Here is a 13,835-nt window from a genome sequence, read left to right as displayed (position 1 = left end):
AAAAATAAACATCATTATAACTAACTCAAGCCCCAGGAGTCATCGAAAACTCGGAAAATACTCAAGACCATGTCACTGTTTCCTTTATCCGTGTTTTCAGTACCTCCTTTGATCCTATTCATTTTATCCCATTTAACCACACGAAAGGAAGTATGCAGAAAGCAGCAAATATATTAGCCTTCTTTGAGCAGAATTAGACCAGTAAATTTACAGGATGCCTGGCAGCAGGCTCAATATCGAGGTCAGCTACAGCTTCGGAGATCATTATATCGCTCATGGCAGCCATGGGAAATACATACGGAGCATACTCGATGGGTCCATAGAGGATGAAATCTCCAGCAGCTGCCTGTTGCAGGCAGGTTGAACCGACATCGCAGATTTTGTAGAGGACAGGGTCTTTTTCTCTCTTCTCGTTTAGCCAGTTCCAGGCTGAGGGTGCATTATGTATTCCCGAACCTGTTGGGTGCCCCCATTTTGCTTTTGAGGTAATCGTCATCCTGAGGGCTACGCCCGCCCCGTTTCCCATAGGGGTAATGCTCGGATCTATAAGCTTGTTAACTATTCCGCACCTTTCTGCAATTGAAAGTAATCCTTCTTCGAGAAGACCTGCCCCATTTTCCAGCAGCTCCATCCTGCCCTGCAAGGATGAGTCCATTGCATTAAAGCCAAGGATAATCGAGCTGTCAATATCGGACAGAGCAAGAGCTTCAATCTCCGGAGCATTTATGCTCAGATTTATAGAGTTGTAGATTGCTTTATCTGCAAGCCCTATCTCGCTGACATATTCTGCTGCATGGGAACGCACAGTTCCTTCGGGGGAGTCGATAAGAAAGGGAGCATCTGAAATCTCAGCTACAAAATCAATATAACGGGTAATGCTTTCAGGGGTAGTTCCGAAAATATGAATGATGTGCGGGTTTCCTGTCTCTTCCGCACTTGCTTCCTGTAGATTTATCAATTCTTCGGCAGCAGCCCGATCAAACAGCCCTCTTGCAATATCTTCTACAATTTCATGCTTATCATAAAAGATAGTTCCTGCAAGTACGGTCGGAAGCTCTCCAGGCTGTCCGCCTATTTTTACTCCTGCAATATTAACGATTTCCTGTTCTTTCTGGAACTTAAACATTTTTACACTCTCCAAATCTACAGGTCAGTATCTTTTTTCAGAACACCGTGACATATGCTCGGAATAGATCTCTTGTCTGGTGATTAGAAATCTTTTGCCTCACAGATAATTCCTGAAGCTGCATCCATAACCAGTTCTTCAGAAATTATTATATCGCCTGAAAGAAGGACTGAGAAAGTGGTTTGTCTTTTCTTCTGGGAGACGGTTACTACTGGCTCATCTTGATAAGCCTCCCCCCGGTACTTATATTTTCTCACAATTCTCATTATTTCATCAGGGTCAGTCAATCCTATCCTGTCAAGGAGCACTACCTGCTGCTGGAAGCGTTTTACTGCTTCTCTGGATATGTTTTCTATGAAAGGGATCGCTCCCTCAGAGCCAATAATTCTACCCTTTTCGTCAATCCCGTTTGCGTGAATTGCGAGCAGAGATTGACCTGCCAGATGCCCTCTTGATTCCGTCCCGCAGACAAGGATATACCTTATATTGGAATTTGAAATGATATTTACGATTATTTTTTCGACTCCCAGATTTTCGGTTTTTGAACTTCCCCAGATAGCTGCCTCAGGTGAGGGATTTATCTGGCTCGCAAGAGTTACGACAGCAATCCTGGACTTCGGATTCCCTACCGTGTAGTCGCCTTTTACTATCGGCCATGCCTCTGCAATGGTTTTCAATGAATCACCTTTTGTCTTTCCTTATTCAGGTGAGACAGTGCACTTGCAAGCATTATGGCTTTCGTAAAATGTCCACCTACCCTTGACGTATCGACAAAAACGAAGTTGTCCATCAGTACCGGAGCTCCAAGACCATCACCTCCACCCAGGAAAGCAATTGTCCTGAAGATAAGGTTTCCAGAGATTCCATCAGGAGCAATGATAAAGTTCGATTCTTTTATGGCATCCTCAATAAGAATTGTATGGTGCTTGGCATTGATACCGAGTTCTAGAGCTCGCCTTGTTACGAATTCTCCATCCGCAAGGGTCCTATCTACACGTTTGTTCCTTCCTACATCTCCGATCCTGCCTCCGGAAAGCACGCCGACAGCAGGCTCTATCCCAAATCTCCTTATATGTTCAGCACCTAGAGTTATAATTCTAAGCTTATCTCCAATGGTGTTCCCTTCATCGATTCCTACAGGGGCGAGAAAGAAAGGTGTCCCATCAACCGTGAGGAGTAGGGCAAGCCGGCAAATTCTTTTCTTTTCTAGAGCTTTTTTGAGATGCGCAAGGGCTCCTGAAGCCATTGCAGTACCTCTAATAACTGCATCGACCTTTCTTGAGATCATAAGTTCTGCGAGAGTTTTTTCGGGGTTATCCGTGTCCACTACCTCAAGTTTTGTGCCAATCTCATCGATTTCTTTCTTGATTCCCACCAGGACGACCTGTGCATATCCCAGTTCCTGGGCTTTCCAGGCACTCTCGAGCAATTTGGGATTCGGGTTTCTTATTCCCATAGCCACCCTGGCTCTGTTCACCCTGGCTCTCATTTCGATAGCCTCAAGGAGAGCACCCATATTATTATTTTCCATATACATCCGAACTGTGTTATGTAAGATCTTAAGTAGTTCAGAGAAGTAAAACTCGATCATTAATTAATTTTGTCCCTCCCGAGTTCCGCTTCGGGATTACAGAAGATCGAAGATTTTCTGGGAGTTGCACTGCAAGTGCAACAGCACGGTTCGTTTCGCTCACTTCATTCGCTCAAGCGGGATAATTTATAGATAGTGAGTCCCGTCTCGGGAGGATAGTCTGAACTGTGATCTAAAATTATACGGTGTGCTGTCCGCTTCGCTCATTTAGTTCACTTAAGCGGACTATTTGGGAATTGGAAGTATCTATTTTATCAGAACAAAAAGGCTTTAATACATATGGAAGTGTAGTTTTAGTGTTGTCGTTTAAAATCGGTATTGGAAGATGGCAGGAGTAAAACCTTTTTATGTGGTGAAAAGATTAAATGTATAGAATTAAGAATGAGTTTTTTTTTCATTGGTATGGTTTAAGATGACACTGGTGATTGAATGGGCTGAAAAATACCGCCCCCAGACCCTGAAGGAGATCGTGGGGAATAAGAAGGCGGTGAAGGATTTGCGAACCTGGGCTGAGAAGTGGCTTCCAGGCATTCCCGAGAAAAGAGCAGTAATCCTTCAGGGACCTGCAGGGGTAGGGAAAACCTCTACTGCCCATGCTCTTGCCCACGATATGGGTTGGGAAGTAATTGAGCTCAATGCAAGCGACCAGAGAACTGCAGGGGTTATCGAGAAAGTTGCGGGATCGGCAGCTTCAATGAATACCCTCTTTGGAGGAAAACGCCTGATAATTCTGGATGAAGCGGACAATCTTCACGGGACTGCAGACAGGGGTGGAATGCGGGCTATTGCAGGGATTATAAAGAGTACGTTGCAACCTATAATGCTGATTGTAAACGATGTTTATGGACTGACTCCTACTATCCGGAACCTCTGTCAGGAAATAAAGTTTGGATCAGTACAGAGCCGTTCTATGGTTCCTGCTTTGAAGAAGGTATGTGAAAGCGAAGGAATTTTATGCAGTCCGGATGCAATCCAGCAAATTGCTGAAAACGCAGGAGGCGACCTCAGAAGCGCAATCAATGACCTTCAGGCTGCAGCAAGTGGGAGGGAAGTGCTGGAAGTCGAGGATATCAGCACTTCAAGCAGGGATGTCAAGGAAAACATCTTCAAGGTAATGCAGAGAATTTTTAAGAGCACAGACTGTAAAAAAGCCCTGGAAGCTGCTCGCGGGCTTGATGAGAGCCCTGAAGACCTTATACACTGGATTGATGAAAACCTGCCTGCCCAGTATGCTTCTAATGACGGGGATCTGGGAGATATAAGAGCTGGCTTCGGTTATCTTTCCAGGGCTGATCTCTACCTTGGGCGCGTGAAAAAACGCCAGAACTACGGCATGTGGAGATATGCAAGCATGCTGATGGTCTGCGGAGCTGCAATCTCAAAGACAAAACCCTATCCCGGATTTATCAAGTATCAGTCTCCTTCTCTGTGGAGAAGGATGGGGCAGATACGATCGAGACGAGATCTAAGGGATAATATAGCTTCTAAAATTGGAGAACACAGCTTCGAGTCCATGCGTTATTCCAGAAACAACCTGTTTGAGCTTTACTCTCGCATGTTAAAGGGGGAAGAATCTGCGATTGAAATTACTGCAAGACTGGGACTTGAACTTGAAGAATTAATATATCTCTCGGGGAGCACAAAAGCCAGCAAAAAGATACAGAAAATTTACGACAGGGCGCAGGAACTCCTTCTTGAAGGAAAAGGGCAATCTAATGATGCGGAGTTTTGGAATCCTTCTCCTTCTATCGAGAATAAAGAGATGCCTTCTGACTGTGCATTTAATACCGCTGATGAGAAAACCAGGAAATCTTCTGAAGAATCTGATGAATCCGATTCAAAAACTTCCCAGGGAGGGCAAAAAACCCTTAATTTTGGCTTCGCTATTTCGCCGGAAACCTCCCAGGAAATAACAAATTCGAGAAATAAAAATTCTGGTGCCATTATTCCTTATAGTTTTACCTCAGGCACACTTTTACCTGACAGTTTTACTTCAGATTCCCTAAACCTGGAGAAGTCTCAGGAAGAGGTTGGTGGAATCGGGTTTATACCTAACAGTCTTAAGTCAGGCAACCCTAAGCCTGATAATCTTCGGAGTGTTTCCTCCCTGCCTGAGTCCTTTGAGAGTGAAACCTTCCCTGTTCCTGAACGTATAGAAAGCGTTAACTCTACTGAACTTTCAAAGCCGAAGGAACCTGTGAACTGTAAGCCCGTTATCAAAAACGCTCCTGACAAACCTGGAAATCCTGAGGCAGAGGCCAGCGAAGCTCCTAAAAAAACCGGGTCGAAAACGCAAAAAACGCTTTTCGACTTCTAATCCTACTTCTGATCTGTAGTAATTCTACTTCTAATCTCTAAAGCCTCTCGTTCTATCTCTCTTACCGCTTGTTTCATTTGCCACCGCTTGTTCAATTTGCCAGTTTCCTTTTGATTTTTTTGCCCTTTGTCCATGGTGAAATTGCTAAACTGGTTTCTTCTTCCTGGTTGTCAGTGTCATAAAGAGCTTTATTTATCTATATGGAATTGATTAGAAGAAGGTGTGATAATACAGTTTACAAAAAGTTTTTGACTCTCTGGAATATTGTAAAAATAGACAAAGAAAAGTTGTGAGCGGGTTGAAGAGTTTGGGGAATAGTTGGGGGAATAGTTGGGGGATATGGGTTTGGGGTTATACTATGGAAAAGAGACCCGCTCACTCGACATGAATAGCTATTCATAATATAAATAGTTTTTCATTTTATCTTTCGTTTTTTATAATTTCTAGTTTATATGTCCTGACTCATCTCTTTAAATCAGAGTTTACTTCTTGGGATTAAACTATGTGAACTATCACTCAGATAAATACTGAGTGGCCTCCTGAGTCATCTTTCCTTCCATTGGAGACAAGTCGCGCAGGCTCTATCCCACTTACCGCAGGTGAAACAGAATATGAGCGTGATATACTAGATGCTTATAGCTACCGCCTTTCCACGGCTTAATCCCGATCCCTTCAGGGCGATTCCCGCCATGTTATCCAACTTCCAGATATTCAAACGTTACCTCGTTTGATTTTCGCTTTGATATTCGGCAACATTCTTAAGAACTATGAGTTTGTGGTGACAGCAAAATCTAATATTACAAACGTTTGAAGGGATCTAATAATATAAATAATTATTAACTGTTAACCGTTTGGAAGTTGACGTTTATATCCCCTAAGCTAAAGACTCAGGGGTTTTGCGCTTCTTCCTACAAAAAGGCAGAATTAAAACCTGAAATTAAAATCTAAATATATGTTTCGATTCCGTTTAGAATAGAATGAGCGGGTTGGGAAGTATGAATTGGGGGTGTTGGGGTTGGGGTTATCTAAAAGAGAGACCCGCTCACAAATTACAACACGCTAATCTGCTATAAATACTTTTGCCTTACGGTTTTATCCGTCCATAACAATCTTCCGGCCTGTCTGTATTTTGAATTGTCTGAGTTCTTGAAGGCAGGTATGCTTAATTCCAGCTTTTCATCTTTCCTATGTATAAAAGAAGCAGGTACTGAGGTTGATGTATATGATTTCTTATATAACAGGAGTATTGGTTAGAGTGGCAAATGTTTTATCCTAAGGAATAAATATTTTTTTTATGGTGTGTGAAGGGAGCTTGATGCAGTAAGAGTCTCACTTATTGTAGTAAGAGCTTTTCATTCAGTGAGACAACAGTCTCACTTAGCGCAACAAGAATTTTATCAAAAGATTAGATGTCTAATTTTTTGCGGTAATTGTTTCTCAGATAAGCTCTGAAGCTCTCTTCTAACAAAAAAGATATATATAACTAGTGACATTTTGGTCTTGCATTTAGGGCAATTCTGCAAATGTATGCAAAATGGGCTCGTGGTCTAGTCGGTCATGACATCGCCTTTACACGGCGGGGATCCTGAGTTCGAATCTCAGCGGGCCCATGTTATTTGTCCTTTACATCACTTCTAGTTTAATTGCAATACTTTTTTATGCTTTTTTATAGTTTTATCGTAAATTTAGTTTTGAACACCTTTTTTGTTTTTCCCTTTTATATTTTTAGTATATATTCTTCGTTAACTTTATATTTTATTCTAAAATGATTAAACAATAGCTGTTTCTGTTTTTCTCTCTGGCAATTTCCCTTTTCTTCTGGCTGCAAATGAGATCCAATCAGTTAAAATCTTTTTTCTTCATAACTTGACATTATATATGACACTGATATTGTTATATAGAAAGGGAAACGATTAAGATTTAGAATCTTTGTTACCTACAAAAAGATACGCTTTAATATTTTTAAAGCGTACTTTCTTGCAAAGATTATTTTGAGATCTACCGTGGGGGAGGAGTTAGTATTAAGAGAAGGAGCAGAACTGATATCGCAGTAGACATTTTAAGAGTAGCTATGAATGGGGCGAAGAAAACTCATATTGTATATGAAGTCAATCTTAACTTTAATATCGCCCAGAAATACCTTGAAATGTTGAAAGAAAAAGAGCTCATCAGACGCGAAAATGGACTTTTCATCACTACTGACAAAGGAAAAGTCTTTCAGGAAATGGCTAAGGAACTTAAGCTCTGAGCAACTCTCAATCTATTTTAATTTTTTGTTAAATTTTCCCATCTTTTTCTTTTTTCAATTTTCCATTTTCATTGTACTCTAATTGACTTTTCTCCACTTCACCATTTTGTTAGTTTCCACTTTGTAACTCTCTGCCGTGCGGCAATAAGAAAAAGTGTCCTAAGGGTAATTCAGAAATATTATTTCTGAATTATAATGCGCCCCGGTATAAATAAAAGCAGTTTAGAAACATATACTATGGCGATGAAAGCACTTTTTTTGGGCTTTACATTACTGAAATCGCCCTGGGGGCCGAGTGCTAAAACACCTCTTGACTGGTTAACGGCCGTTTTTAAAGAGCCTTATGTCGGAAGTCAAAAGATAAGGATTAGAGATTATGATGTAGCTTTCGGGGTCTCTTCAGACAAAAGAGAAGGAGACAAATGTTGCCCTGGCAGGATTATACCCTGTGATATTGATTTTATAGCGACTTTCACATGGTCTGAGGTTCCCGCTATCGTGAAGGTGGTAACTGAGAGGCAGGATAGCACTTATATCAAGGGAGACCTCAAAATCTGGCAGTATCCTTTTTATGGGAAGGCTGTGGATAATGCTGTTTCTGGAACTGAAGATTGTGTACAGGATGTAGACTATGCGGCACAATCTGATATGCTTTCCAAAATTTCTCACGGAAATCCTACCCCTGTGAACTTAAAAGTCTTGCTAAGGAGGCACCGAAGGCAAACGGATTAAGTTAGCCAGCCTGAAAACTGCTGGCTTCATCTTTATAAGAATTTCCTGACATTTTTATTGACGGAGAGGGGGGTACTAATTTGACTGATATGGATAAAACAACAGTAAAATTGAAAGTTGCGGAAGCCGATCAACGAGATGTTGGAAAGGGCATTGTCCGGATAGATGAAAGCTTCCGGGAAAAATTGGGTCTCAAGCCCTTCGATGTTGTGGAAATCAAAGGGGGGAAATCTACTTCTGCACTGATAGGTCGTCCGTATCCTAGTGATTCTGGTCTTGATATCATACGTATGGATGGGCTTATCCGCACCAATGCAAAAACCAGTATAGGAGAATATGTGGAGATTCGCAAAGCCGACTGGAAAGAAGCAAAAAATGTAACTCTAGCACCTGTAGCCAAAGGTATGCAAATCTATGCTCCCAGCGAAACTCTTAAAGCTATATTCATGAATCGTACGGTTTCAAAGGGGGATTTTATTTCAACCACAAGCTTAAGGAAGTCGAGGGAGAGGGAGACCCTGGGTAAAGGAGTGATGTTCGAGGATTTTTTCCAGGACTTCTTCGGCCAGGGCTTCGGGCCATCTTTCGGGCTCGGAGATATAAAACTGCAGGTAGTTTCTACTTCTCCGTCAGGGATAGTAAAGATTACAGACTTAACGCAGGTAGAGCTTTTGCCTGAAGCGACTGAAGTAACCCCTGAGCAAAATATTCCTTCTGTTATGTATGAAGATTTGGGTGGGGTCAAAGAAGCCATTGGGAAAGTCAGGGAAATGATAGAGCTGCCTTTGAAACATCCTGAACTTTTTGATAGGCTCGGGATCGATGCCCCAAAAGGAGTATTGCTCCACGGCCCGCCAGGCACAGGCAAAACAATGCTTGCAAAAGCAGTAGCCAATGAGTCAGATGCCTACTTCATTTCTATTAACGGTCCGGAGATTATGTCGAAATACTACGGTGAATCCGAAAGGGCTATAAGGGAGATTTTCGAGGATGCAGAAAGGAATGCTCCTGCGATTATTTTTCTTGATGAGATCGATTCCATTGCCCCTAAGAGAGCCGAGGTAACCGGAGAAGTCGAGAGAAGAGTAGTTGCTCAACTTCTATCCCTGATGGATGGGCTTAAAGCTCGCAAGAATGTAATTGTCATAGGGTCAACTAACCGTCCTGAAGCTTTGGATGTAGCACTTCGCCGTCCAGGGAGGTTTGACCGGGAAATTGAACTGAGAGTCCCGGATACTGATGGAAGACTGGAAATTTTCCAGATCCATACACGGGGAATGCCTCTTGCAGATGATGTAAACCTCATGGATTTTGCTCAAATAACGTATGGATTTGTTGGGGCTGACATTGCAGCCCTGTGCAGAGAAGCAGCCATGAGTTCTTTGAGGCGGGTTCTGCCGAAAATTAATCTCAATGAACCTGAAATCCCGGCTGAAATCCTGGATTCTCTGCAGGTAATAAGGGAAGATTTTGAAAATGCTCTTAAGGACGTCCAGCCATCGGCAATAAGGGAAATCCTAATTGAAGTACCCACAGTGAGCTGGGATGACGTAGGAGGCCTGGAAGAAGTAAAAAGGCTACTGAAAGAGGTAGTGGAATGGCCACTTAAGAATCCGGAATCTTACAGGGACATAGGAGTTGAAGCTCCTAAAGGTGTCCTTCTATATGGGCCTCCAGGTACGGGAAAGACTCTACTCGCAAAAGCAATAGCTCATGAATCGGATGCTAATTTTATCACAGCCAAAGGAAGCGATCTCCTTTCCAAATGGTATGGGGAATCTGAAAAAAGGATTGCGGAAGTTTTTACACGGGCAAGGCAGGTTGCCCCCTCAATTATTTTTCTGGATGAACTTGATTCGCTTGCACCCATTCGAGGGACTTCTACAGGGGAGCCCCAGGTTACGGCGAGAATCCTTAATCAGTTACTCTCAGAAATGGACGGACTTGAAGAACTCAGGGCTGTAGTGGTAATTGGCGCGACCAATCGCCCTGATGTCATCGACCCTGCCCTTATCCGTCCAGGGCGCTTTGATGAGCTCATTCTCGTTCCAATTCCTGATGAGGGGGCTCGCAGGGAAATATTCAAAGTCCATACCGGAAAAATGTCGCTCGCAGAGGATGTTGATATCGAGAAACTCGTTTCCATGACCGATCAGTATACAGGTGCAGATATTGCGGCTGTGTGCAAGAAGGCAGGAAGGCTTGCTTTGCGTGAGGATCTTCATGCGAAAAATGTCAGGCAGAGGCACTTCCTTAAAGCAATTGCAGAGACTGGTCCTTCAGTTACTCCTGATACTATGAAATATTACGAAGCTATAAAAGGTGAACTCAGGAAAAAGAAATCCAAGGAGATAGAGAACCCTTCTTACATTTGAGTAAGAACGGTAAGAGTACATTTTTATCTTCCTCTTATTTTTTCTGCTTGCCTATTAACCTGTTTCTATCTGTATATTTTTTAACTTATTTCTCACTGAATGTTTACTGACTTACTTCTATATTTATTTGAGAGCTTACTTTTTTACGACAATACTAATTTTTTAGGTACTTCAATGTATTAACTGACCGTTAAGGTCGACCTATTTTTAAATTCTCCTCTTTTTACCCGCATATTTTGTAGTGTCTTTCCGAAAACGATTTATCAGGATTAAACCTTCATTTATATTTAAACTTCAAAAATTATGTTAACCAATGATATTAAATATCATAATTACTATCAGTAATATATATGCAGCTTCCAACACCCGAAGATCTTAAAAAAAGAAGAAATGAACTCGGGCTTACCCAGAGCGACCTGGCTAAAAGGGCAGGAGTAAGCCAACCCCTTATAGCTCGCATCGAATCGGGAGATGTGGACCCCAGGCTTTCAACCGTCAGGAAAATCCTTGATGCTTTTGATGAAGTCGAAAAGGAACAACAGATTATTATAAGAGATCTGATGCATTCCCCTGTTATTCATGTCTCTCCAGATGATTCCGTGGAAGAAGTGGTGAATCTTATGCATACTCATGGTTTTTCACAGGTTCCTGTGCTTGATGGGGGCATCCCGGTTGGAAGTGTTTCAGAAGATATGATAGTAAAATTGATGGCCGAAAGTAAGAAAAAATCAATTTCTCAGTTGAAAGTTTCCGAGATAATGGGGGAGTCCTTCCCAACAGTATCTCCTGGTATTTCGATTTCAGTCGTCTCGCATATCCTAGAAGGAAATCCTGCCGTGCTGGTAGTAGAAAAAGGAACAGTCATCGGCCTCGTAACAAAACACGATGTGATGAAACTCCTGCAGGGTCAGTAGCCGGAATTCACTTTCCTGATAAGGCAATTTCCGGAACATTCATGAAAGCACATCAATTATATACTAGGATCTAATTAAACCTGAACTCCAAATGGAATTTAACGCTTAATCCCAATAAAAAAATTAATTTGTTAAATCCTGTCGAAGAATCTAAGGGATTGAGACATTAAAGTACCTTTTGGATATACTTTGTCGTACTGTCATAATTCTTAATTAACTCAGACATGTAATATTTTTAAATTTCAGAATTAATACAAGTGCTTTTAAATAAGTAAAAAACAAATCGATTAAATCTTGAAAAGTGGAGTATAATAAATATGGATCTGGAAGACATTCTTCTCATGATGCCTGGTCCCGTACCTGTTGCACCCAGAGTCCTTAGAGCGATGTCAAAGCCGATGATCAACCACCGGAGTGCGGAATTTGCCGAAATATATACTGATTGCAGGGAAATCCTTTCTAACGTTTTTCAGACGGATAACGATATCTTTTTGCTCAGTGGCTCGGGAACGGCAGGAATGGAAGCTGCTGTAGGGTCTTTAGTTGGTAATGGGGATAAGGTTATTGCTATAGAAAACGGAAAGTTCGGAGAACGCTTTAAAGATATTGCAGCTCTCTATGCGGATGTCGTTCCTGCTGTATTCGAATGGGGTCTTCCGATTGACCTTGAGGTTATCAAGGAAAAACTCGAAGAAGGAGCAAAAGCTATCACACTCGTCCACAACGAGACGTCTACAGGCATTCTCAACCCGGCTGCAGAAATTGGCAAACTTGCCAGAAAGCATGACGCCCTCTTTATTATGGACGGCGTGACCTCCATTGGAGGTGACAATGTCAGAGTTGATGAATGGGGAGTTGACATTGCAGTTGTAGGTTCACAGAAATGCCTTGCAGCCCCTCCTGGACTTTCAATCGTTTCTGTAAGCGAAAAGGCTCTTGAGGCTATGAAAGGAATAACAAAAAGACCTTATTATAACGACCTCCTGGCATATAAAAAGAGCGGGGACAAACCCAGACCGGAGACACCTTATACGCCTGCGATCCCTCTGTTTTATGCACTTCAGGAAGCTCTGCATATCGTAAAAGAGGAAGGAATGGATGCTAGGATTAAGAGACACAGAATCCTCTCCGAAGCCGTAAGAGCAGCAATTGCCGAGCTGAATATTGAGATGTTCCCGCAGCTTAACGAGTACAGCCATTACTCCAATACGGTCTCTGCAATGAAAGCTCCCGCAGGCATTGATAGTGAAGACATAAAGAATGATATGAAGAAACAGGGCGTAATTATTGCAGGCGGGCAGGAGCGTCTTAAGAGCAAGATTTTCAGAATAGGATGCATGGGAAATGTTACAGCAAGAGATGTGCTCTCAACCATCCAGCAGCTGGAAATTGTATTAAATAAGCGTGGTTATATTGACAGCCTGGGAGCAGGTACAGAAGCTGCGATCAGGGTTATTGACCGAGCCTGAACAGGATTAAGTTATATATCTACTGAATAAAATCATAGATCTACCAGACCTCTTCAGGAAAAACCGGAAAAAAGATTTTAAATTTGAAATTCCGATCGGATTCACATGCTCACAATAGGAATTGCAGACACAACATTCGCGCGCTATAATATGGGGCGTGCGGCAATTGATGAGATACAGAAAAATGTATCTGTGAAAATTAAAAGAGTAACCGTGCCCGGGATAAAGGACCTTCCGGTTGCAGCCAAGAAACTTATCGAAGAAGAAGGGTGCGATATCGTTATGGCTCTTGGCATGCCCGGAGCTAAAGAACAGGATAAAATATGTGCTCATGAAGCTTCTCAGGGTCTTATTATGGCCCAGCTCATGACCAATACCCACATTATTGAGGTTTTTGTCCATGAAAACGAGGGAAAGGATGAGAAGGAACTTGCTTTCCTTATGGATAGAAGGACCCGCGAGCACGCCTTAAATGTAATAAAACTGCTCTTCAAGCCTGACAAGCTTATTCAAGAGGCTGGTACTGGTCAGAGGCAAGGCTTTGAAGATGCAGGTCCGTTAAGAATGTGAAGCAATTTAAGTAAAAACAAAGACTGGAGACCTTATTAGATGACTATCAGCCTAGGATTTGTTGTAGCTGAATTTAACAGGGATCTGACTTATCAGATGGAACTGCTAGGGAGAGAACATGCGGAGTTCCTGGGGGCAACAGTTAAAGAGACAATTCTTGTTCCTGGGGTCTTTGACATGCCCCTTGCAATCAAGAAGCTTTGCCAGAGGAACGACATCGATGCCGTGGTTACCATAGGATCCGTAATTGAAGGCGAGACTGATCATGACCAGGTTGTTATGCAGCATGCTGCAAGGAAGATCATGGATCTTTCTCTTGAGTTTAATAAGCCTGTAACTCTCGGAATTCCCGGCCCAGGCATGACCCGCATGGCAGCTCATGAACGTGTGGATTATGCAAAACGGGCAGTTGAAGCTGCAGTAAAGCTGGTGCGGCGGCTGTGAATTTCTATAATATCTTGAATAAGCTAGCAAAATGTAACATACCAGGACC

Annotated in this window: 11 protein-coding genes and 1 tRNA gene; 9 read left to right on the top strand and 3 right to left on the bottom strand. The window is 42.3% G+C overall.

Annotated features, from left to right (window positions below; genetic code table 11):
• Positions 1 to 193 precede the first annotated feature (193 nt).
• The 3 genes from mtrH to mtxX all read right to left on the bottom strand — a co-directional run bounded on the left by mtrH (position 194) and on the right by mtxX (position 2,657).
• The gene (gene mtrH / locus AOB57_RS02445; protein ID WP_054297813.1) at positions 194 to 1,126 is read right to left on the bottom strand and encodes a tetrahydromethanopterin S-methyltransferase subunit H; all 933 of its coding nucleotides are present in this window, start codon (positions 1,124 to 1,126) and stop codon (positions 194 to 196) included.
• Positions 1,127 to 1,209: 83 nt separating this feature from the next.
• On the bottom strand, positions 1,210 to 1,776 hold the full coding sequence (locus AOB57_RS02440) for a tetrahydromethanopterin S-methyltransferase subunit A (protein ID WP_394339707.1): 567 nt from the start codon (positions 1,774 to 1,776) through the stop codon (positions 1,210 to 1,212).
• A 23-nt stretch (positions 1,777 to 1,799) separates the two neighbouring features.
• Positions 1,800 to 2,657 carry a methanogenesis marker protein Mmp4/MtxX gene (gene mtxX / locus AOB57_RS02435; RefSeq protein ID WP_054297820.1) on the bottom strand — a complete coding sequence of 286 codons (858 nt, stop codon included), beginning with the start codon at positions 2,655 to 2,657 and terminating at the stop codon, positions 1,800 to 1,802.
• Between the two features lie 472 nt (positions 2,658 to 3,129).
• Between mtxX and AOB57_RS02430 the strand changes: the two genes are divergently transcribed.
• The 9 genes from AOB57_RS02430 (at position 3,130) to ribH (ending at position 13,786) form a co-directional block, all read left to right on the top strand.
• Entirely contained in the window at positions 3,130 to 5,034 is a 1,905-nt protein-coding gene (locus AOB57_RS02430) for a replication factor C large subunit (protein WP_054297812.1), read from the top strand.
• Positions 5,035 to 6,570: 1,536 nt separating this feature from the next.
• A tRNA-Val gene (locus AOB57_RS02425) sits at positions 6,571 to 6,644 on the top strand.
• A gap of 461 nt (positions 6,645 to 7,105) precedes the next feature.
• Entirely contained in the window at positions 7,106 to 7,282 is a 177-nt protein-coding gene (locus AOB57_RS02420; protein WP_264371721.1) for a winged helix-turn-helix domain-containing protein, read from the top strand.
• 237 nt (positions 7,283 to 7,519) lie between these two features.
• Positions 7,520 to 8,014, top strand: coding sequence for a hypothetical protein (locus AOB57_RS02415; RefSeq protein WP_167829512.1), 495 nt, complete (start codon positions 7,520 to 7,522; stop codon positions 8,012 to 8,014).
• A gap of 80 nt (positions 8,015 to 8,094) precedes the next feature.
• Positions 8,095 to 10,389 carry a CDC48 family AAA ATPase gene (locus tag AOB57_RS02410; protein ID WP_054297809.1) on the top strand — a complete coding sequence of 765 codons (2,295 nt, stop codon included), beginning with the start codon at positions 8,095 to 8,097 and terminating at the stop codon, positions 10,387 to 10,389.
• A gap of 350 nt (positions 10,390 to 10,739) precedes the next feature.
• Positions 10,740 to 11,303, top strand: coding sequence for a helix-turn-helix domain-containing protein (locus tag AOB57_RS02405; protein WP_054297808.1), 564 nt, complete (start codon positions 10,740 to 10,742; stop codon positions 11,301 to 11,303).
• 317 nt (positions 11,304 to 11,620) lie between these two features.
• Positions 11,621 to 12,772: a pyridoxal-phosphate-dependent aminotransferase family protein gene (locus AOB57_RS02400; RefSeq protein ID WP_054297807.1), complete on the top strand. Its 1,152-nt coding sequence runs from the start codon at positions 11,621 to 11,623 to the stop codon at positions 12,770 to 12,772.
• Between the two features lie 105 nt (positions 12,773 to 12,877).
• On the top strand, positions 12,878 to 13,342 hold the full coding sequence (ribC, locus tag AOB57_RS02395) for a riboflavin synthase (protein WP_054297806.1): 465 nt from the start codon (positions 12,878 to 12,880) through the stop codon (positions 13,340 to 13,342).
• Positions 13,343 to 13,381: 39 nt separating this feature from the next.
• Positions 13,382 to 13,786: a 6,7-dimethyl-8-ribityllumazine synthase gene (ribH, locus tag AOB57_RS02390; RefSeq protein ID WP_054297805.1), complete on the top strand. Its 405-nt coding sequence runs from the start codon at positions 13,382 to 13,384 to the stop codon at positions 13,784 to 13,786.
• The last annotated feature ends 49 nt before the right edge of the window (positions 13,787 to 13,835 follow it).

Source organism: Methanosarcina flavescens (genome assembly GCF_001304615.2).
In the GTDB taxonomy this organism is placed as follows: Archaea; Halobacteriota; Methanosarcinia; order Methanosarcinales; family Methanosarcinaceae; genus Methanosarcina; species Methanosarcina flavescens.
The sequence above is the reverse complement of the archived record's forward strand: the minus strand, read 5'-3'. Positions and strand labels throughout refer to the sequence as shown.